The following is an 18,827-nucleotide window of genomic DNA, read 5'->3' as shown; positions in this document are numbered from 1 at the left end:
GGTCCTCACCCTGGTCAGAGGCCCTGCGGCGGCTGATCGTCCGTCCCGTCATCCTCCGGCAGCTCCACCAGCATGGCCTGGATCAGCGAGTCCTGCAGCCACGAGACGAAGCCGTAGACGACGGCCATGTAGGTCTCGGTGTCCTTGGGCTTCTTCCCGGAGGCCTTCTCCACCCGACGGGCGTCCGCCTCCGAGTCGATCCCCAGCCGGGTCGAGAGCACCAGACGGATGTCGTTGAGCGCCCGGGAGACGTCGCTGGCCGCCGCGGGGCTCAGGCGCACGGGATCGGACTCGAAGGCGAGTGCCGCAGCGCGCAGCGAGGCGACCTTCTGCTCGCGCAGGGACCGGTCGGTGAAGCGGCGGAACTCCTCCGCCTGCTCCGGATCCTGGCTGCCGGCAGGCAGCAGGCGCGCCACCGCCGGATCCTGCGGCGCCTCGACGGGACCGTCGCCGCCGAGCAGGGCCTCCAGCGGATCTGCCTCCGGAGCGGCCTGCTCGAGCTCGAGCAGGCCGATGATGTCCTGGCACAGCCTGACCAGCAGCCCTCGCTCATCCGCGGAGAGCCGGGCGGAGAGGCCGTGGGCCCCCGAGCGGAATCCGTGCGCCATCAGCTGCGCACCCCATCCGCGTCCTGGCCTCCGCCTGCGCGCTCGTAGGTGGCCATCAGGCCATAGCCGTGCAGGGCGGCGACATGGCGCTCGGCCTCCTCCAGAGTGCCCTCGGCCACGATCGCCCGGCCCCGCTCGTGGACCTCGAGCATCAGCGCGTGGGACTTGGCCTGCGAGAAGCCGAAGTGCGTGCGGAAGACCCAGGTCACCCACGACATGAGATTCACGGGATCGTCCCAGACCACCACGTGCCACGGGATCTCCAGGGCGGTGCGCTGGGCGGTGTCGACCTCCGGGCGCTCGTCCAGATCCGGTCCGAGGCTGGTCAGAGGCGTGCGGGTTCTCGTGCTGAGCTCCATGATGTGCCCCATCGTAGGCACCGGTCCCGACAGCGCATCATGAGGACCATGCCCGGGGACGGGACCGCACGGCGGGCGGCCAGTACAGTGGGCTGCGTGGAATCGAGCAACCGGACCTGGTCCCCCGCCCCGACGTCGCTGATGACGGATCACTACGAGCTGACCATGCTGCAGGCCGCCCTGCGCGACGGCACCGCGCAGCGGCGCAGCGTCTTCGAGGTCTTCTCCCGCCGCCTGCCCGCCGGACGCCGCTACGGCGTCGTGGCCGGCACGGGGCGCTTCCTCGAGGGACTGGCGAGCTTCCGCTTCGACGAGGACCGCCTGGCCTTCCTGGAGCGCACCGGCGTGGTGGATGCCGCCACTCTCGAGTGGCTCGCGGACTTCCGCTTCACCGGCGACATCAGCGGCTATGCCGAGGGCGACCTCTGGTTCCCGCACTCGCCGATCCTGCGCGTGGAGTCCACGTTCGCCGAGGCCTGCATCCTGGAGACCTACCTGCTCTCGGTGCTCAACTACGACTCCGCCGTGGCCTCCGCCGCCTCCCGCATGGTCACCGCCGCGGGCGAGCGCCCGTGCCTGGAGATGGGCTCGCGCCGCGCCTCCGAGGAGTCCGCCGTGGCCGCCGCCCGTGCGGCCGTGATCGCGGGCTTCGCAGGGACCTCCAACCTCGAGGCCGGCTACCGCTATGACCTGAAGACCGTCGGCACCTCGGCGCATGCGTTCACGCTGCTGCACGACGACGAGGAGGCGGCCTTCCGCTCCCAGCTCGAGACCATGGGCGTGGGGACCACGCTGCTGGTGGACACCTACGACGTCGAGAAGGCGGTGCGCCTGGCCGTCGAGCTCGCCGGTCCGCAGCTAGGGGCCGTGCGCGTGGACTCCGGGGACCTGGTGGGTCAGGCCGGTCGCGTGCGCGCCCTGCTCGACAGCTTGGGAAACCGCGACACGCGCATCACCGTGACCTCCGATCTCGATGAGTACGCGATCGCCGCGCTGGCCGCTGCCCCCGTGGACTCCTACGGCGTGGGCACCAGACTGGTCACCGGCTCCGGGGCCCCCACGTCCTCCATGGTCTACAAGCTCGTGGCCCGCGAGGGCACCGATGGGCAGCTCGTCTCCGTGGCCAAGGCCTCGTCCGGCAAAACCTCCGTCGGCGGGCGCAAGTCGGCGCTGCGCCGCCTGGATCCGCGCGGCACCGCGACCCACGAGATCGTGGGGGTGGGCCACGATCCCGCCGACGACGGCGACGACCGCCCCCTGATGCAGGACTTCGTGCGCGGAGGCGAGCTGGTCGACGGCTGGACCGGCCCCCAGGGCGTCCAGCGCGCCCGGCAGCGCCACGCCGACTCCGTGCGGGAGCTCCCGCGCTCGGCCACCCGCCTCTCCGAGGGCGAGGCCGCGATCCCCACCGTGCTCGAGAACTGAAGGGAACCCTCCTCATGCGCACTGCACTGATCGTCGTGGACGTCCAGAACGACTTCTGCGAGGGCGGCTCCCTGGCCGTCGACGGCGGCTCGGACGTCGCGGCGGCGATCTCCGAGCACATCGAGCAGCACCACGGGGACTACGAGGCGATCGTGGGGACCCTGGACTGGCACATCTCGCCGGGCTCGCACTTCTCCGAGGACCCTGATTTCCGGACCTCGTGGCCCGTGCACTGCGTGGCCGAGACCGAGGGCGCCGACACCCACGACGAGTTCGAGACCGACCGCATCGAGGCCTGGTTCCGCAAGGGCGAATACGAAGCCGCCTACTCGGGCTTCGAGGGCGTCCTGGCCCCGGAGACCTCCACGCCCCTGGGGGCGGTGGAGGAGGACGACGAGGCCGAGGACGAGGAGCCGATCGGCCTGGACGACTGGCTGCGCGATCGGGAGATCGAGGCCGTGGACATCGTGGGCCTGGCCGCCGATCACTGCGTGCGCGCCACCGCCCTGGACGCCGCCGACGCCGGCTACGAGACCCGGGTGCTGCTGAGCCTGAGCGCCGCCGTCTCCCCCGATTCCCTCGAGGACGTCATCGACGAGCTCGACGACGCAGGCGTGGAGGTCGTGCGCGGCTGACGGGGCCCGCCTCGCACCGACGCGCTGCGCCTGCTGCGGCGGGACTTTCCGCATCGAAGCGTCTCGCCCCGGTGCCTCCTACTTCCGCCCCACGAACCAGTTCTGCATCTTGGCGATCCGCGCCTCGATCTGCTCCTCGGTGGCCTGGGCCACGGCCGGTCCCCCGCACTCGCGGCGCAGGTCGTTGTGGATCACGCCGTGCGGCGTGCCCGTACGCGCGGACCAGGCCGAGACGTTCTGCGACAGCTTCTTGCGCAGCTCCTTGAGCCGGCGGTGATCCGGAACGGACGACGCCTGCTGCGACTGATCGGCTGTCGACTGCGAGCGCCGACGGGCGTGCTCGGACTGCCGCTCGCGCAGCAGCGTGGTGACCTGCTCGGCATCCAGCAGACCCGGGATGCCGAGGTAGTCGGCCTCCTCGTCGGTGCCGGCGGCCACGCCGCCGCCGAACTCGCCGCCGTCGAAGAGCACGCCATGGAACGACGCGTCCGATTCCAGGGCCTTGAACTCGCCGCCGGCCAGCTGCGAGGAGGCCTTCTCCTCGCGATTGGCGGCCGCGAGCTCGTCGTCGTCCCACCCCTGTTCCGAGAGGTCCACGAAGTCCGGGCCCTGCGCCACGGGACGGTCCAGGGCGTGATCGCGCTCGAGCTCCATCTCGTTGGCGTGCGCCATCAGCAGCGGCACCGAGGGCAGGAAGATCGAGGCGGTCTCCCCGCGCTTGCGCGAGCGCACGAAGCGCCCGACCGCCTGGGCGAAGAACAGCGGGGTGGACGTGGAGGTGGCGTACACGCCCACGGCCAGGCGGGGGACGTCGACGCCCTCGGAGACCATGCGCACGGCCACCATCCAGCGCTGATCCCCCTCCGCGAAGGCCTCGATCCGCTCGGAGGCGCCCTTGTCGTCCGAGAGCACGACGGTGGGCTTCTCGCCCGTGATCCGCTCGAGCAGAGCGGCGTAGGCCTTGGCGTCCTGGTGATCCGTGGCGATCACCAGCGCCCCGGCATCGGGGACCGTGCGCCGGACCTCGGTCAGGCGGCGGTCGGCGCCCTGGAGCACGGAGGGGATCCAGGCGCCGTCGGGAGCCAGGGCCGTGCGCCAGGCATGAGCGGTGATCGACTTGGTGAAGCCCTCGCCGAGCTCGGCGGCCATCTCCTCGCCTGCCGAGGTGCGCCAGCGCATCTGTCCCGAGTACGCCATGAAGATCACGGGCCTGACCACGTGGTCCTTGAGGGCGTCGCCGTAGCCGTAGGTGTAGTCGGCCTTCGAGCGGCGGATGCCGTCCTTGTCCTCCTGGTACGTGACGAACGGGATCGGCGAGGTGTCCGAGCGGAAGGGCGTGCCGGTCAGAGCCAGACGGCGCGCGGCGGGCTCGAAGGCCTCCTTGAGGCCGTCGCCCCAGGAGCGGGAGTCGCCGGCGTGGTGGATCTCGTCCATGATCACCAGCGTGCGGCCCTGCTCGGTGCGCGCCCGGTGCAGCAGCGGCTTCATGCCGACCTGCGCGTAGGTCAGCGCGACTCCGATGAACCCGCGGGCATGGCTGCCGTCGGCGTTCTTGAAATTGGGGTCGATCGCCAGGTTCACGCGCGCGGCGGCATCCGCCCACTGCCGCTTGAGGTGCTCGGTGGGGCACACCACGGTGATCCGGTTGATGGTCCCGCGGTCCACGAGCTCCCGGGCCAGGCGCAGCGCGAACGTCGTCTTGCCGGCGCCGGGCGTGGCCACGGCCATGAAGTCGCGCGGCTCGGCGGCGAAGTACTTCTCCAGGGCCTCTGCCTGCCAGGCGCGCAGCTTCCCCGCTGTGCCCCAGGCGGCGCGCTCGGGGTAGGCGGGAGGCATCTCGGCGGCCGGGCCGCCGAACAGTGAGGGCTGGGAGTCATCGGACACGGGCTGGGCAGGTCCTTTCGCGGATCGCGTGGCGGGCGTCGTGCGGACGCGCCGCGGGGGGCGCCCCGCAATCGCTGCGGGGGCGGGGGTGGCGCGGGCCGAGCTGAGGGCGCGCGGGGGCGCACGAGCAAGGCCCCGTCGATCCCGACGGGGCCGAGCGCACGCGGTCTCAGATCACTTGCCGCCGTCCTGCGGAGCGCGCAGGCCGTCGTAGATCTCCTTGCAGGTGGGGCAGACCGGGAACTTCTCCGGATCGCGGCCCGGGACCCAGACCTTGCCGCACAGTGCGATCACGGGATCGCCGGTGACGGCCGACTCCGTGATCTTCTCCTTGCGGACGTAGTGGGCGAAGCGCTCGTGATCGCCAGGCTCCTCGAAGGTGCGGGTCTCCTCCCGCTCGAGGGTCGAGGTGCCGCCGACGGGCTCGTTCGAGGTTCCCCCGCCGAAGGGCCAGGGACCCGCCACGGGGAGGGTTTCGTCGTGGAAGCTCATGACGGCCAGTGTACTCCGCGCGCCCGACGCCTCTCCCCAGCTCAGGGCCTTGCGGGCCTGTGCGTCCGGCCACCCTCACGGCGCGGCTCAGGAGCGGTAGGACGAGACCTGCTGGTACAGCTCCGGCGCCCGGGCCTCGAGCCACCTGCCGCCGAGGACGACGCCGCCCCAGGCCAGGCCCAGCCCGCCGATGACACCGACGGCGAGGCCGAGCCAGCCCCACAGATCCTGTCCGGTGATCATCTGGACCACCAGCGGGATGCCGGCCAGCATCGTCACGGCTCCGATCAGGACCATGACGGCCATCTGCACCAGCACGTTGAGGAAGGTGAAGCCCGGCGGCGTCTTCAGGGGCGAATCGCCCGGCAGCGGCACGGGATAGGTGTAGCGCGCCGAGAGCACGGAGCTGATGCCGCCCCCGCCGAGAAGCCCGAGCAGGCTCATGCCGATCACACCGGGAAGCAGGTGCCAGGTCTGGGTCATCGCCGCGCCGAACAGCAGGGCCGCGATGCTCAGCGCCCCTCCCACGACGCACAGCGAGATCAGCCTGCCCAGGCGGTCGTCGCGGCCTCGGATCCCGCTGAGCACGTGCAGGCTGAACGCCGAGTGGTCGTAGGCCACATCGGCCGAGATCGTGAAGCCCATCATGGCGGCCACGAGCGGTCCCGCGAACAGCAGAGGCCCGCCCTCCCCTGGGCCCGAGTTGAACCACAGCAGGCCCAGCATCACGGGGATCAGCACGATCGAGGCCGCGTAGCGCGGGTCCTTGAGCCAGTAGATGATGCTGCGCGCCGCCACGGCGGCCCACGGGGTCGCGGGCACTCGGCCCAGCAGCCCGGCGCCGCGCACGCGAGAGGCCGTGCCCCGCACCGGTGCCGTCGAATGCTCCAGCGAGCGCTCGAGCAGACGAGCCCAGAGCAGCCACACGACGATGCCCGTCGCAGCGACCACGGCGAGCCGACCCGCAGCGTGCAGCAGGAAGCCTTCGGCCATGTCGGCGGGGATCGCCCACAGTGCTCCCCAGGGGGTCCACGACACCCCCGCGGCGATCCGCTCGAGGTCGAGCCCGCCACCTGCCAGCAGACCGGTCAGACCGCCGATCACCGGCCCCATCAGGACCAGCAAGGCCAGTCCCAGCACGGAGGCGGCATCGCCGAGCAGCCGGCTGCGCTGCAGGCCCTCCAGCCCGGCAGCCAGGCACCGGTTGCCCAGGACCATGAGCCCCCAGGCGACGGGGATCAGCACGAGGGAGCTGATCAGTGCGATCGGGGTGGCGCGCCAGGCCAGGCTCAGCGCCAGGAGCCCCAGCAGCGTGAACGGCCCCGCCAGCCCCACGGCCGCGCTGAGCAGCTGGCCCAGGGCCAGTCCGGAGCGCGGGACGGGATACAGGGCGAAGCGACCGGCGTGCACCGTGGCATCGGCCCGCCCGGTGACCAGGGAGGCGACCCACCAGCCGACCGTGGCGGCCGCACCGACCAGCACGACCGGCACCGCGACCGCTCGGGGCTCGGCGCCGCTTCCGCCGACCCAGGCCATGCCGCCCCAGAAGACCACGAGGCCGAGCAGGTAGAGCCCGCCCAGGATCGTGCCCACCAGGGTCCAGGTGCTGCGGCGCATGGCCGCCGCGGTCAGTCGCGCCTTGAGGCCGACGACCAGCCGCGCCGTGGCTGCGGCCGACGGGCCCTTCACGCTCGCGCTCCCGCCAGGGGCGGGCAGGGAAGTCGCCGCCTGCCGAGCGGTCAGATCCTGCGGTGCGGCTTCCCCGGTCCCGGCATCTTGCACGGAGGTCTCGGAGGCGGGTCCCTGCGGGGTCATCGGGGCTTCAGCCACGTCAGCTCCTCCCCTGCGCCCTGGACGCCGCCGACGGTGTCCACGAAGACCTCCTCGAGGGAGCGCTCGCCGCGGACCTCGTCGACGGTCCCGGCGGCCTTCAGCACGCCGCCGTCCATGATCGCCACGTGGTCGCACATCCGCTGGACCAGGTCCATCACGTGGCTGGAGACGATCACCGTGCCGCCAGCCTGGGCGAAGCCGTGCAGCAGCTCGCGGATCCGCGCCGCCGAGACGGGGTCGACGGCCTCGAACGGCTCGTCGAGCACCAGCAGATCAGGTGCGTGGATCATGGCCGCCGCCAGGGCGATCTTCTTGGTCATGCCCGCCGAGTAGTCCTGCACAGCGGTGCCCGCGGCCTCCACGAGATCCATGGCCCGCAGCAGATCCTCGGTGCGCTGGGCGACCGTCTCCCGATCCATGCCGCGCAGCAGGCCCGAGTAGGTCACGAGCTGGCGACCGGCCAGGCGGTCGAACTGCCGCACCCCGTCCGGAAGCACCCCCATCCTGGCCTTCGCGGCTCGAGGATCCGCCCAGACGTCGATCCCGGAGACGAAGGCCTGTCCCTCCGTGGGGCGCAGCAGCCCCGTGAGCATGGACAGCGCAGTGGTCTTGCCGGCGCCGTTGCGGCCCACCAGGCCGTAGAAGGCCCCGCGCGGAACGTCCAGGCTCAGCCGGTCGACGGCCACGGACGGGCTCTTCGAGGACCCGAAGACCTTCGTGAGCCCGCGCAGGCTCACCGCGGATTCGGAGGGCGGGATGGGGATCTGCGTCATGGATCCACGATAGGCACGACAGCGCCCCGGTCGCCTCCCCCGCTGGGAGGAGGATCGCCGGGGCGCGCACCGCCCCCCCCCCCCCCCCCCGAGGAGAGGAGGGGCCGGCGGAGAGGCTCTGCTCAGAAGAGGGCGCGCATCAGCTGCCCCCGTGCCGCCACGACGCGGGGGTCCTCCGAGCCCACCACATCGAAGAGCTCGACGAGCCGCTGTCGGACGGTCTCCCGCTCCTCTCCGGCCGTGCGCCGCACGAGCTGCAGCAGTCGAGTGAAGGCGTCCTCCACGTGACCGCCCGAGACATCCAGATCCGCCACGTCCAGCTGGGCGGGGATGTCCTGCGGGTCCTGTGCCGCGGCCTGGCGCACCGCGGCGGCATCCATGGCGGTGACGCGGCGCAGCAGCTCGACCTGGGCCAGGGCGAGCTTGGCCTCGTGATCGCCCGGGTTCTCCTTCAGGGCCTGCTCGTAGCTGGCCTTGGCGCCGTCGAGGTCGCCGGCCTCCATGCGGTCCATGGCCTCCTGGTGCAGCGGCGGGAGCGGCTTCTGCTCCTCCTGCCCCGCGGTCGGCTCGGCGGTGCCGGAGACGCCGTTCTGCTCGGCCAGCTGCAGCAGCTCGTCGAACAGCGAGCTCAGCTGGTCCATGGGGATCGCCGACTGTCCGATCGGCACGGGGCGCCCGCCGATCATGGCAACGGTGGTGGGCACCGACTGGGCCTGCAGCGCCTCGGCGATCTGCGGCAGCTTCTCGATGTCCACCGCGCCCAGCACCAGGCGACCGGCGCGACGGTCGATCTGCGCGGCGACCTCGTCCACGAACGTGCGGGAGCCCTCGGAGTACGCGGCCCACAGCACGAGCACGACCGGCACCGTGGCCGAGAGCTCGGCGACGTCCTGGAACTGCTCGACGGTCTCGATGTCCCGGCGGTAGCCGCCGCCCTGCGTCTGGCCCTGCTCGCCGCCTGCCGACGGGGCGGCTGCCTCCTGGCCCAGGTCGACGGCTCCGCGCACCGAGGCCGGCAGCTGCTGGGCCTGGTCGTCCTGCGGCGCGGACTCGGCCGCGCCGGCGCCTGCGGGGATACGGGGATCGCTAGGAATGCTCATGCCTGCGAGTCTAGCGACGGCATCGCCGCCTCTGCCCATCGTTGCTGCGGCGCTCGCTGTCAGCGCACGGGCGCGTCGTCCGCGCAGACGGAGGCCCGGCGCGAGAGCCTCCGCAGCAGCGCGGGACAGGGCTGGCGACCCTCGCTGAGGGATGGCCGTGTCCGCTCGAGCGGGGCCGCTGTGGGAGACTGTCGGCCGTGCGCTGTGTGATCGCTGACTGCTCCGTCGACTACGAGGGCCGCCTCAAGGCCCACCTGCCCCTGGCCCGTCGCCTCCTCCTGGTGAAGGCCGACGGCTCCGTGCTCGTGCACTCCGACGGCGGCAGCTACAAGCCCCTGAACTGGATGTCCCCTCCGGCTCGGCTGGTCGAGACCGCCCCGGATGAGGACCAGGTTGCCGCCGGCGTCACCGAGGTGTGGACCGTCAGCGCCGCCAAGTCCGACGATGTCCTGCGCGTGCTGATCCACGCCCGCCATGAGGAGCTCTCCCACGACCTGGGTGTCGACCCGGGGCTGATCAAGGACGGCGTGGAAGCCGACCTGCAGCGCCTTCTTGCCGAGCAGCTGGACCTGGTGTCCACGGGCACCACGCTGGTGCGCCGAGAGTTCCCCACGGCCATCGGACCGGTGGACATCCTGGCCCGAGATACCTCCGGCGCCACGATCGCGATCGAGCTCAAGCGCCGCGGTGACATCGACGGCGTGGAGCAGCTGACCCGCTACCTCGAGCTGCTCAACCGCGACCCCCGCCTGGCCCCGGTGCGCGGCATCTTCGCCGCGCAGCAGATCAAGCCGCAGGCGCGGACCCTGGCCGCCGATCGCGGCATCGACTGCCTCACCCTCGACTACGACGCCATGCGCGGCGTGGACGACGTCGACTCGCGGCTCTTCTGATGGATCGGGGGCAGGCGGCACCCGTCGGTGCTGCCGACGCCCGATCCGTCCGCGATCTCTCGGCTCAGAAGCCGCCCTGCAGTCGGCGATCCACGGCTGCGCCCGCTGCCGTCAGGTTCTCCACGAAGTGCTCGTAGCCGCGGTCGATGTGCTCCACTCCGCCCACGATCGTCTCGCCGTCGGCGCGCATGCCGGCGATGACCAGTGCGGCGCCGGCGCGGATGTCCATGGCCTCGACGGGCGCACCGGAGAGCTCGTCCACACCGTTGAGCCAGGCGTGGTGACCGTCCAGGCGCACGACCGCGCCCAGCCGCTCGAGCTCGGCGGTGAAGCCCCAGCGCGCCTCGAAGACGTTCTCGGTGATCATGCCGGGCCCGTCGGCCACCGCGTTGAGGGCGACGGCGAACGGCTGCAGGTCCGTGGGGAAGCCCGGGTACGGGAAGGTCGAGAAGTTCACCGGGCTGGGTCGCTGCGGCCCGCGGACGCGGAAGCCGTCGTCGAGCACCTCGATCTCGCAGCCGGCGTCGCGCAGCTTGTCGAGCACGACCTCCATGTGCTCGGCCTCGGCGCCCTGCACAACGACCTCTCCCCCGGTGATCGCCGCGGCGAAGGCCCAGGTGCCGGCCACGATCCGATCCGGAACGGTGCGGTGGATGACCGGTTGCAGCCGCTCCACGCCTGTGATCGTGAGCGTGCCGGTGCCGATCCCCTCGATCTGAGCGCCCATGTCCACCAGCATGCGGCAGATGTCCACGATCTCCGGCTCGCGGGCCACGTTGTCCAGCACCGTGACGCCGTCGGCCAGGGTCGCTGCGGTCATGAGGTTCTCGGTGGCCCCCACCGAGGGGTACGGCAGGCGGTAGTGGGCGCCGTGCAGCCGCCCGTCGACCGAGGTCTTGAGGTAGCCGCCCTCGGTGCGCAGGTGCGCGCCCATGGCCTCCAGCCCGGCGCGGTGCATGTCCAGGCCGCGGGTGCCGATGGCGTCGCCTCCGGGCACGGCCACCTCGGCCGCGCCGCTGCGCACCGTCAGCGGGCCCAGCACCGAGATCGAGGCGCGCATGGCCCGGACCAGGTCGTAGTCGGCCTGGTGGTGCAGGGCCTCAGGAACGTCGATGGCCACGGTGTGCCCGGCGCGGTCGTAGTCGACCTGGCAGCCCAGGCGCCGCAGCAGCTCCGCCATGATCGAGACGTCCTGGATCTCCGGGACGTTGGTGATCGTGGAGCGGCCCTCGGCCAGCAGCGTGGCCGCCATCAGCTTGAGGACGCTGTTCTTGGCGCCGTGCACCGGCAGCGTCCCGTTCACGGACGTGCGGCCGCGGACGACGATCTTGTCTTCCATGTTCTGGCTCTTCCTGGTCTGCTGGCCCGCATCCCTCGGGGCGGCGGCGATGCGCCGACACGACGACGGCATGAAGCCGCCCGCCCCCGCAGGCGCTGCTGCGCGCGGGGACGGGCGGTCCGGCCGATCACTTCTGCGCGGCTGCGCCTTCGCGGAAGTGATCGGCGACGATGGTCACGCGGTTGTTGTCGACGGTGACGATTCCGCCGTCGACGCGGCCCTCCACGCGCGAGCCGCTGGTCGGGTCGATGATCACACGACCCTCCTGCAGCACACCCGCGACCGGGACGTGTCCCGCGAGGATGCCGATCTCGCCCTCCATGGTGTTGACGATGACCTGACGGGCCTCGCCGTTCCACACGGACTGGTCGACCTCGACGACTTCGACGATCAGCGGATCAGCCATGTCACTTCTCTCCGGTGGAGCGCTTGATCTCGTCCCACTGCTCCATGACATCGTCCAGGCCGCCGACGTTGTAGAACGCCTGCTCCGGAACGTGGTCGAGCTCGCCGTCGCAGATCTTCTTGAAGGACTCGATGGTCTCCTTGAGCGGGACCGTGGAGCCCTCCACGCCGGTGAACTGCTTGGCGGTGTAGGTGTTCTGCGACAGGAACTGCTCGATGCGACGGGCGCGCGAGACGACGACCTTCTGCTCCTCGGACAGCTCGTCCACACCGAGGATCGCGATGATGTCCTGCAGCTCCTTGTTCTCCTGCAGGATCGACTTCACGCGGGTCGCGACGTCGTAGTGCTCCTGGCCCACGTACTGCGGGTCGAGGATGCGCGAGGTCGAGGCCAGCGGGTCGATCGCCGGGTAGAGACCGCGGGATGCGATCTCACGAGACAGGTTCGTGGTCGCGTCCAGGTGGGCGAACGTGGTCGCCGGAGCCGGGTCCGTGTAGTCATCGGCGGGGACGTAGATCGCCTGCATGGAGGTGATCGAGTGTCCGCGCGTGGAGGTGATGCGCTCCTGCAGGACGCCCATCTCATCGGCCAGCGTGGGCTGGTAGCCCACGGCCGAGGGGATGCGGCCCAGCAGGGTCGAGACCTCCATGCCCGCCTGCGTGAAGCGGAAGATGTTGTCGATGAACAGCAGCACGTCCTGGTTCTGCACGTCGCGGAAGTACTCGGCCATGGTCAGGCCGGTCAGCGCGATGCGCAGACGCGTTCCGGGCGGCTCATCCATCTGGCCGAACACCAGGGCGGTGTCCTTGAGCACCCCGGCCTCGTCCATCTCGACCCAGAGGTCGTTGCCCTCACGGGTGCGCTCGCCCACGCCGGCGAACACCGAGGTGCCGCCGAAGTTGCGGGCCACACGGGTGATCATCTCCTGGATGAGCACGGTCTTGCCCACGCCGGCGCCGCCGAACAGGCCGATCTTGCCGCCCTGGATGTAGGGGGTCAGCAGGTCGATCGACTTGATGCCGGTCTCCAGCATCTCGGTCGCGCCCTCGAGCTCGGAGAAGGGGGGCGGGTCGCGGTGGATCGACCAGCGGTCCTTGATCTCGAGCTGGTCCGAGGCGACGTCCAGCGAGTCGCCGACCACGTTGAAGATGTGGCCCTTGACCACATCGCCGACCGGGACGGAGATGGGGGCGCCGGTGTCATGCACCTCGGTGCCGCGGACCAGACCGTCGGTGAGCTGCAGCGAGATCGCGCGGACCATGTTGCCGCCCAGGTGCTGAGCGGTCTCGAGGTTGATCGTCTTGGTCTCGCCCTCGAACACCAGCTCGGTGGTCAGCGCGTTGTAGATCGCCGGCATCTGGTTCTCGGGGAACTCGATGTCGACGACCGAGCCCTTGACGCGGGCGACGCGACCGACGGCGCCAGCGACAGGCGTGGTGTCCTGCTCGTTGATGGTGGAAGTCATGTCTCTCACTTCACTGTTCGTGGGTGGCGTGGGGAAATGCGGCGGCGCCGAGGCGCCGATGGATCACAGGGCCTCGGTGGCCGAGACGATCTCCGTGAGCTCCGTGGTGACCTCGGCCTGGCGGGCGTTGTTCATCTGGCGCGTGTACTTGTTGATCAGCTCGCCGGCGTTGTCCCCGGCCGACTTCATGGCGCGCTGGCGCGAAGCCAGCTCAGAAGCGGCCGAATGGCACATGCTCGAGTAGATGCGCGCCCGGATGTAGCGCGGCAGCGCGATGTCCAGGAAGTCCTCCGGAGAGGGCTCGAAATCGAAGCCGGTGTCCGCCGTGGAGACCTCGCCGTAGCTATCGGCGACGTCGTCATGGATCTCGTTGGCGTCCACGACCTCCAGCGGCAGCAGGCGGAGGACCGACGGCTCCTGCTTCACCAGCGACTCGAAGCGCGTGTACACCAGGTGGATCTCGTCGATGCCGCCCTCGTCGTACTCCGTCGTGTAGAGATCGACCAGCAGCTCGGCCAGCTCCTCGGCCCGCTCCGCCTTGGGGCTGTCGGTGTCCCCCTCGAAGGCCTGCTCGTAGGCACGGCCCCGGAAGTCGAAGTTCTGCTTGGCCTTGCGCCCGATCAGGTAGACCTTCGCCTCGGTGCCCTGCTCGTCGAAGCGAGCCAGCAGCTTGTCGGTCTTCTTCAGGACGTTGGCCGAGTAGGAACCGGCGAGGCCGCGGTCCGAGCTGAACACGACGACGGCCGAGCGGCGCGAGGTCTCCGTGCGCTGGTTGAGCATCGGGTGGCTCGAGGTCCCGGACTGGGACAGCACCTGCGACAGAGCACGGGTCAGCGCATTGGCGTACGGCGAGGCCGCGGCCAGGCGCTGACGCGACTTGCTGATGCGCGAAGTCGCGATCATCTCCATCGCCTTGAAGATCTTCTTCATGGACTGCGTGGAGGAGATCTTCTGGCGGTAGACCCGGATCTGGGCTCCCATGAAGCTTCCTTTCTGTGCCGCTGCGGTGCGCCGCCCTCAAGCGCGGCGCACCGCAGCGGAGGGCGTCAGTTGGCGCGGGTGCTGCCGCTGGCGGAGATCTGCTCCTGGCCGACCTCGTCGTCGGACAGCGGCTGGCTCTCCTCGTGGCCCGGGGCGTGGTTGTCCCTGTTCGTGCCGCGGAAGTCGCGCTTGACCTCGGCCACGGCGGTCTCCAGCGCCTCGACGGCGTCGCTTTCGAGCTTGCCGCTCGAGACGATCGAGTCGGTGACGTTGGTGGTGCGGCGGACCTGATCGATCAGAGCGCGCTCGAAGTCCAGGACGTCGGCGACCTCGATGTCGTCCAGGTGGCCGTTGGCACCGGCCCAGATCGAGACGACCTGGTCCTCGACGCGGTACGGCGAGTACTGCTTCTGGCGCAGCAGCTCCATCAGGCGGGCGCCGCGGGTCAGCTGCTGGCGCGAAGCCGCATCCAGGTCCGAGGCGAACATGGCGAAGGCCTGCATGGAGCGGTAGGCCGCCAGGTCCAGCTTCAGCGTTCCGGAGACCTTCTTCATGGCCTTGATCTGCGCGGCGCCGCCGACGCGCGACACCGAGATGCCGACGTCGACCGCGGGACGCTGATCCGCGTTGAACAGGTCCGACTGCAGGAAGATCTGGCCGTCGGTGATGGAGATGACGTTGGTGGGGATGAAAGCCGAGACGTCGTTCGCCTTGGTCTCCACGATCGGCAGGCCGGTCATGGAGCCTGCGCCCAGCTCGTCCGAGAGCTTGGCGCAGCGCTCGAGCAGGCGGGAGTGCAGGTAGAAGACGTCGCCGGGGTAGGCCTCGCGTCCCGGCGGGCGGCGCAGCAGCAGCGACGTGGCGCGATAGGCCTCGGCCTGCTTGGAGAGGTCATCGAAGATGATCAGGACGTGCTTGCCGCCGTACATCCAGTGCTGGCCGATGGCCGAGCCGGCGTACGGAGCGAGGTACTTGAGACCGGCCGAGTCCGAGGCCGAGGCCGTCACGATGGTCGTGTACTCGAGCGCGTTGTTGTCCTCGAGGGTCTTGCGGATGCCCGCGACCGTCGAGGCCTTCTGGCCGATGGCGACGTAGATGCAGCGGACCTGCTTGTCCGGATCGCCGGTCTCCCAGTTCTCGCGCTGGTTCAGGATCGTGTCGATGCCGATCACGGTCTTGCCCGTCTGGCGGTCGCCGATGATCAGCTGGCGCTGACCGCGCCCGATCGGGACCATGGCGTCGATGGCCTTCAGGCCGGTCTGCATGGGCTCGTGGACCGACTTGCGCATGGTCACGCCCGGGGCCTGCAGCTCGAGGGCGCGACGGCCCTCGGCCTCGATGGGGCCCAGATCGTCGAGCGGGTTGCCCAGGGTGTCGACCACGCGGCCGAGGAAGGCGTCGCCGACCGGAACGGAGAGGATCTCCCCGGTGCGCTCGACGGTCTGGCCCTCCTCGATCTCGCGGAAGTCGCCCAGGACGACCACACCGAGATCGCGCACGTCCAGGTCCTGGGCCAGGCCCAGCTCGCCGTTCTCGAAGCGCAGCAGCTCGTTGGCCATGACCGAGGGCAGGCCCTCGACTCGGGCGATGCCGTCGGCGGCGCTGGTGACGCGGCCGGTCTCGGTGCGTTCGGTGGTGCCGGGCTCGTAGGACGCCGCGAACTCCTGGAGCGCGCTGCGGACCTCATCGGCATTGATGGTCACTTCGGCCATCTCGTGTCCCTGCTTCCTCGTTCGTGATCATCGTGTCGATGACCAGCTGTTTCGTCTGTGCGGTCGGATCTTCCCGACCGGCGGGCGCGGTGCGGCGTCCGGTGGCGGCCTCAGGCGCGGATGCGCTCCTGCAGCTCGTTCAGCCGTGCTGCCACGGAGCCCTCGATCACCTCGTCGCCGACGGTGATCCGCAGACCTCCGACCAGCGTGCGGTCCTCGTCGAGCACGATCTTCAGCTCGCGGCCGTAGAGCCGCGAGAGGGCGCCGCGCAGGCGCTCGACCTGTGCGTCGTCGAGAGCTCCGGCGTAGCGGACGCGGGCGATGCCGCCCTCTCGGACCTCGGAGAGCAGCTCGGCCCAGTCGGCCAGCACCCGGTGCGGGCGGTGGGCCCGCGGGGTCAGGATGGCCTGCTCGGCGAGCAGGCGACCCTCCTCGCGCAGCGACGGGGCCACGCGATCCAGCAGACGCAGCTTGGCCTCGCGCGGAGCTCGTGCGTCCGTCAGCGCCTGCTGCAGCTCGGGCTCCTCCTCGAGGACCGCCTGCATGCCCAGGGCGTCGTCGACGACCGCGTCCAGGCCCTCGGGGCCCATGCGCCGCTCTGCCGCGAACCCCGCCAGGACGACGGCCGAGGACTCGAGGCCCTCAGTGAACGCCTCCTCGGTGGCCCACGTGCGGCTGCTCAGCAGTTCGAGGATCCCGGTGGCCGCATCCCCCAGCGCCGTGGAGAAGATGCGCCGCGCCAGGGCGCCGCGCTCCTCGCCGGAGCGAGAGGGGTCGGTCAGCGAGCGCCGCAGCAGATCATTGCCCTGCACGGCCTCGAGCGCGTCGAACAGCTCGCGCGAGATGGTCGAGTGCGCCTGCTCCGCCCACGGGCGCAGCAGCGACGCGACATCCACGCGTCCGAGCTCAGACCGTGCGGCGCTCACTGCTGGGCACCCTGATCGGCCGGCGCGCTCTCGAGCTCGGAGATGAACCGATCGATGACGCGACGCGAGCGATCATCGTCGGAAAGGGACTCCCCGACGACCTTGGACGCCAGCTGCGTGGCCAGCGAGCCGACCTCGGTGCGCAGCGACAGCGCCGCGGAGGAGCGCTCGGCGGCGATGGCCTTGTGCGCGTTCTCGGTGATCCGAGCGGACTCGCTGTTCGCGCGGTCCTTGAAGTCAGCCAGGATCTTCTCGCCTTCGAGGCGAGCCTCCTCGCGGATCTTCTGGGCCTCGAGACGGGCGCTCTCCAGCTGCTGGTTGTACTCGTCGCGAGCGCGGTCGGCCTCGGCCTGGGCCTGCTCGGCCTTGGCGAGCCCGCCCTCGATCGCCTCGCTGCGCTCGGCGTAGGTGCGCTCGAACATCGGGACGATCCACTTGATCGCGACGAACAGCAGGATGAAGAACCCCACGGCGGTGACCAGCATCTCCCAGCCATTGGGGATCAGCGGATTGGCCGCCTCGGCAGCCATGATGTCAGTGGTCATGGACGTCGTTCCTGTTCTCTTCGGCTCCTGTCAGATCTCCACTACCGCGGAGGATCACAGGAAGAACATGACGAAGCCCAGGATGGCCAGGGCCTCGACCACGGCGAAGCCCATGAACAGCATGGGCTGCAGGACGCGCTGGGCCTCCGGCTGGCGGGAGACGGCCTGCATGTAGGCGGCGAAGATCAGACCCACGCCGATGCCGCCGCCGATGGCAGCGAGACCGTAGCCGATGGCGGAGAGCGAACCAGTGATATCCATTCTTGGAGATTCCTTTCAGACTGCCCGCGCAGTGCGAGCGGTGTGCCACGAATGGCGATTGACAGGTCGGAGCGGTACTCCGCGTGTGGCTCGGTCGCTGCCGAACCAAGACTGTGGGGTCAGTGCCCTTCCTTCAGTGCGCCGTCGACGTAGACCGCGAACAGCAGCACGAAGATGTAGGCCTGGAGCACCTGGATCAGCACCTCCAGGAAGAAGATGAAGATGCCGAGCACGAGGGCGCCCAGTCCGCCGAGGAACCCGAAGCCGCCCACGTTCACGAAGAGGTGGGACATGAGGCCGGCCGAGACCATGATGGCCATGTGGCCGGCGAACATGGTGGCGAACACACGCAGAGCGTGGGTCACGGGGCGGATGATCAGGTTCGAGAGGAACTCGATCGGGATCAGGATGACGTAGAGGATCTTGGGGACGCCCTCCGGCATGGTCATCTTGGCCATGAACTTCCCGAAGCCGTGGCGCTTGATCCCCACGCCCACCCAGGCGACGTAGGCGATGATCGCCAGCACGTAGGCCGAGCCGGCGTGCGACATGGTCGGCAGCTGGAGGACGGGGATGGACCCGAAGAAGTTGTTCACCAGGATGAAGAAGAAGAAGGTGAACAGCCACGGCAGCCAGGGGCGCAGCTCCTTCTCGCCGATCAGATCGCGGCCCAGCGAGTTGCGGACGAAGCCGTAGGCGACCTCACCGAGGTACTGGCCCTTGGACGGCACGAGCGACTGGCGCCGGATGGCCCAGAGGAAGAAGAAGGAGATCAGTGCCACCGACAGCAGGATCAGAAGCATCTGCTTGCCGAAGGCGAAGGACCCGATCTCGAACAGCGGCGGGAGGTGCATGTCCTCCACGCCGGGGACCTCTAGGCCTGTTCCCTCGAGGGGCGGCGCGACAATCACTGGCGGTCCTTTCTGCTGCCGCCGTCCCAGCTCCGGTGAGTCTCGGAGTGATACGGGGCGTCTCGGCGTTTCCGGGCGGCACCATGATCCTGCGGGTCCTCGCTGATCCGCAGCCCGGCCTGCAGGCGGAGGTAGGAGAGAGCGAGGCCTGCCGCGAGCCCGAGGCCCGCACCGGCATAGACCATCCACTGTGTTCCCACCAGGTAATCCAGCAGGAATCCTATCAGACCCCAGAAGGCCGTCCCAATCACGAGATAGGTCATGATCCCCAGTGCGGCG

General features: G+C 70.2%; 20 protein-coding genes. 3 read left to right on the top strand and 17 right to left on the bottom strand.

The window, feature by feature from the left end:
* Nucleotides 1-14 precede the first annotated feature (14 nt).
* Both JOE55_RS11725 and clpS read right to left on the bottom strand, forming a co-directional pair.
* Nucleotides 15-608 carry a DUF2017 domain-containing protein gene (locus tag JOE55_RS11725; RefSeq protein ID WP_024290771.1) on the bottom strand — a complete coding sequence of 198 codons (594 nt, stop codon included), beginning with the start codon at nucleotides 606-608 and terminating at the stop codon, nucleotides 15-17.
* Nucleotides 608-967, bottom strand: a complete 360-nt coding sequence (gene clpS / locus JOE55_RS11720) for an ATP-dependent Clp protease adapter ClpS (protein WP_029643887.1) — start codon at nucleotides 965-967, stop codon at nucleotides 608-610. Before clpS ends, JOE55_RS11725 begins: the two co-directional genes overlap by 1 nt.
* A gap of 87 nt (nucleotides 968-1,054) precedes the next feature.
* On the opposite strand from clpS, the gene JOE55_RS11715 reads away from it, so the two are divergent.
* Nucleotides 1,055-2,392 (top strand): nicotinate phosphoribosyltransferase, encoded by a 1,338-nt coding sequence (locus tag JOE55_RS11715; protein ID WP_204783294.1) that lies wholly within the window; start codon nucleotides 1,055-1,057, stop codon nucleotides 2,390-2,392.
* Nucleotides 2,393-2,406: 14 nt separating this feature from the next.
* Nucleotides 2,407-3,027 (top strand): isochorismatase family protein, encoded by a 621-nt coding sequence (locus JOE55_RS11710; protein ID WP_204783006.1) that lies wholly within the window; start codon nucleotides 2,407-2,409, stop codon nucleotides 3,025-3,027.
* Between the two features lie 78 nt (nucleotides 3,028-3,105).
* On the opposite strand, the gene JOE55_RS11705 is transcribed toward JOE55_RS11710, so the two are convergent.
* The 5 genes from JOE55_RS11705 to JOE55_RS11685 all read right to left on the bottom strand — a co-directional run bounded on the left by JOE55_RS11705 (nucleotide 3,106) and on the right by JOE55_RS11685 (nucleotide 9,109).
* Nucleotides 3,106-4,863, bottom strand: coding sequence for a DEAD/DEAH box helicase (locus JOE55_RS11705; protein WP_204783293.1), 1,758 nt, complete (start codon nucleotides 4,861-4,863; stop codon nucleotides 3,106-3,108).
* A gap of 222 nt (nucleotides 4,864-5,085) precedes the next feature.
* Nucleotides 5,086-5,403: a DUF3039 domain-containing protein gene (locus JOE55_RS11700; protein ID WP_239546643.1), complete on the bottom strand. Its 318-nt coding sequence runs from the start codon at nucleotides 5,401-5,403 to the stop codon at nucleotides 5,086-5,088.
* Nucleotides 5,404-5,490: 87 nt separating this feature from the next.
* Nucleotides 5,491-7,233 (bottom strand): hypothetical protein, encoded by a 1,743-nt coding sequence (locus JOE55_RS11695; protein ID WP_204783005.1) that lies wholly within the window; start codon nucleotides 7,231-7,233, stop codon nucleotides 5,491-5,493.
* Entirely contained in the window at nucleotides 7,215-8,009 is a 795-nt protein-coding gene (locus JOE55_RS11690; RefSeq protein WP_006215203.1) for an ABC transporter ATP-binding protein, read from the bottom strand. Before JOE55_RS11690 ends, JOE55_RS11695 begins: the two co-directional genes overlap by 19 nt.
* Before the next feature lie 122 nt (nucleotides 8,010-8,131).
* On the bottom strand, nucleotides 8,132-9,109 hold the full coding sequence (locus JOE55_RS11685; RefSeq protein WP_204783004.1) for a tetratricopeptide repeat protein: 978 nt from the start codon (nucleotides 9,107-9,109) through the stop codon (nucleotides 8,132-8,134).
* A gap of 197 nt (nucleotides 9,110-9,306) precedes the next feature.
* On the opposite strand from JOE55_RS11685, the gene nucS reads away from it, so the two are divergent.
* Nucleotides 9,307-10,002, top strand: coding sequence for an endonuclease NucS (nucS, locus tag JOE55_RS11680; RefSeq protein WP_204783003.1), 696 nt, complete (start codon nucleotides 9,307-9,309; stop codon nucleotides 10,000-10,002).
* A gap of 64 nt (nucleotides 10,003-10,066) precedes the next feature.
* On the opposite strand, the gene murA is transcribed toward nucS, so the two are convergent.
* The 10 genes from murA to JOE55_RS11630 all read right to left on the bottom strand — a co-directional run bounded on the left by murA (nucleotide 10,067) and on the right by JOE55_RS11630 (nucleotide 18,811).
* On the bottom strand, nucleotides 10,067-11,341 hold the full coding sequence (gene murA / locus JOE55_RS11675; RefSeq protein ID WP_204783002.1) for a UDP-N-acetylglucosamine 1-carboxyvinyltransferase: 1,275 nt from the start codon (nucleotides 11,339-11,341) through the stop codon (nucleotides 10,067-10,069).
* A gap of 127 nt (nucleotides 11,342-11,468) precedes the next feature.
* Complete coding sequence (locus JOE55_RS11670) at nucleotides 11,469-11,747, bottom strand: F0F1 ATP synthase subunit epsilon (RefSeq protein WP_006215207.1); 279 nt, start codon at nucleotides 11,745-11,747, stop codon at nucleotides 11,469-11,471.
* Nucleotide 11,748: 1 nt separating this feature from the next.
* Complete coding sequence (atpD, locus tag JOE55_RS11665) at nucleotides 11,749-13,212, bottom strand: F0F1 ATP synthase subunit beta (RefSeq protein WP_006215208.1); 1,464 nt, start codon at nucleotides 13,210-13,212, stop codon at nucleotides 11,749-11,751.
* Nucleotides 13,213-13,275: 63 nt separating this feature from the next.
* Entirely contained in the window at nucleotides 13,276-14,193 is a 918-nt protein-coding gene (locus tag JOE55_RS11660; protein ID WP_204783001.1) for a F0F1 ATP synthase subunit gamma, read from the bottom strand.
* Between the two features lie 65 nt (nucleotides 14,194-14,258).
* Nucleotides 14,259-15,905 (bottom strand): F0F1 ATP synthase subunit alpha, encoded by a 1,647-nt coding sequence (gene atpA / locus JOE55_RS11655; protein ID WP_024290779.1) that lies wholly within the window; start codon nucleotides 15,903-15,905, stop codon nucleotides 14,259-14,261.
* A 110-nt stretch (nucleotides 15,906-16,015) separates the two neighbouring features.
* Entirely contained in the window at nucleotides 16,016-16,831 is an 816-nt protein-coding gene (locus JOE55_RS13470; protein WP_204783000.1) for a F0F1 ATP synthase subunit delta, read from the bottom strand.
* Complete coding sequence (locus JOE55_RS11645; protein ID WP_006215212.1) at nucleotides 16,828-17,376, bottom strand: F0F1 ATP synthase subunit B; 549 nt, start codon at nucleotides 17,374-17,376, stop codon at nucleotides 16,828-16,830. The genes JOE55_RS13470 and JOE55_RS11645 overlap by 4 nt, the downstream gene beginning before the upstream one ends.
* Nucleotides 17,377-17,430: 54 nt before the next feature.
* Nucleotides 17,431-17,637, bottom strand: a complete 207-nt coding sequence (locus JOE55_RS11640) for an ATP synthase F0 subunit C (protein ID WP_006215213.1) — start codon at nucleotides 17,635-17,637, stop codon at nucleotides 17,431-17,433.
* Nucleotides 17,638-17,756: 119 nt separating this feature from the next.
* Complete coding sequence (gene atpB, locus JOE55_RS11635; protein ID WP_051452724.1) at nucleotides 17,757-18,491, bottom strand: F0F1 ATP synthase subunit A; 735 nt, start codon at nucleotides 18,489-18,491, stop codon at nucleotides 17,757-17,759.
* 53 nt (nucleotides 18,492-18,544) lie between these two features.
* On the bottom strand, nucleotides 18,545-18,811 hold the full coding sequence (locus JOE55_RS11630) for a hypothetical protein (protein WP_204782999.1): 267 nt from the start codon (nucleotides 18,809-18,811) through the stop codon (nucleotides 18,545-18,547).
* Between the last annotated feature and the right edge of the window lie 16 nt (nucleotides 18,812-18,827).

The sequence above is a fragment of the Kocuria palustris genome, from assembly GCF_016907795.1.
GTDB lineage: Bacteria > Actinomycetota > Actinomycetes > Actinomycetales > Micrococcaceae > Kocuria > Kocuria palustris.
This window is presented reverse-complemented; position numbering and strand designations above follow the sequence as displayed.

Coding starts and splice junctions, on each gene's coding strand:
- JOE55_RS11705 (WP_204783293.1), bottom strand. CDS start 4,863: ATGCCTCCCGCCTACCCCGAGCGCGCCGCCTGGGGCACAGCGGGGAAG.
- JOE55_RS11670 (WP_006215207.1), bottom strand. CDS start 11,747: ATGGCTGATCCGCTGATCGTCGAAGTCGTCGAGGTCGACCAGTCCGTG.
- JOE55_RS11690 (WP_006215203.1), bottom strand. CDS start 8,009: ATGACGCAGATCCCCATCCCGCCCTCCGAATCCGCGGTGAGCCTGCGC.
- atpD (WP_006215208.1), bottom strand. CDS start 13,212: ATGACTTCCACCATCAACGAGCAGGACACCACGCCTGTCGCTGGCGCC.
- murA (WP_204783002.1), bottom strand. CDS start 11,341: ATGGAAGACAAGATCGTCGTCCGCGGCCGCACGTCCGTGAACGGGACG.
- JOE55_RS11645 (WP_006215212.1), bottom strand. CDS start 17,376: ATGACCACTGACATCATGGCTGCCGAGGCGGCCAATCCGCTGATCCCC.
- JOE55_RS11630 (WP_204782999.1), bottom strand. CDS start 18,811: ATGACCTATCTCGTGATTGGGACGGCCTTCTGGGGTCTGATAGGATTC.
- JOE55_RS11700 (WP_239546643.1), bottom strand. CDS start 5,403: ATGAGCTTCCACGACGAAACCCTCCCCGTGGCGGGTCCCTGGCCCTTC.
- JOE55_RS11660 (WP_204783001.1), bottom strand. CDS start 14,193: ATGGGAGCCCAGATCCGGGTCTACCGCCAGAAGATCTCCTCCACGCAG.
- JOE55_RS11685 (WP_204783004.1), bottom strand. CDS start 9,109: ATGAGCATTCCTAGCGATCCCCGTATCCCCGCAGGCGCCGGCGCGGCC.
- atpB (WP_051452724.1), bottom strand. CDS start 18,491: ATGCACCTCCCGCCGCTGTTCGAGATCGGGTCCTTCGCCTTCGGCAAG.
- JOE55_RS11710 (WP_204783006.1), top strand. CDS start 2,407: ATGCGCACTGCACTGATCGTCGTGGACGTCCAGAACGACTTCTGCGAG.
- JOE55_RS11640 (WP_006215213.1), bottom strand. CDS start 17,637: ATGGATATCACTGGTTCGCTCTCCGCCATCGGCTACGGTCTCGCTGCC.
- atpA (WP_024290779.1), bottom strand. CDS start 15,905: ATGGCCGAAGTGACCATCAATGCCGATGAGGTCCGCAGCGCGCTCCAG.
- JOE55_RS11725 (WP_024290771.1), bottom strand. CDS start 608: ATGGCGCACGGATTCCGCTCGGGGGCCCACGGCCTCTCCGCCCGGCTC.
- clpS (WP_029643887.1), bottom strand. CDS start 967: ATGGAGCTCAGCACGAGAACCCGCACGCCTCTGACCAGCCTCGGACCG.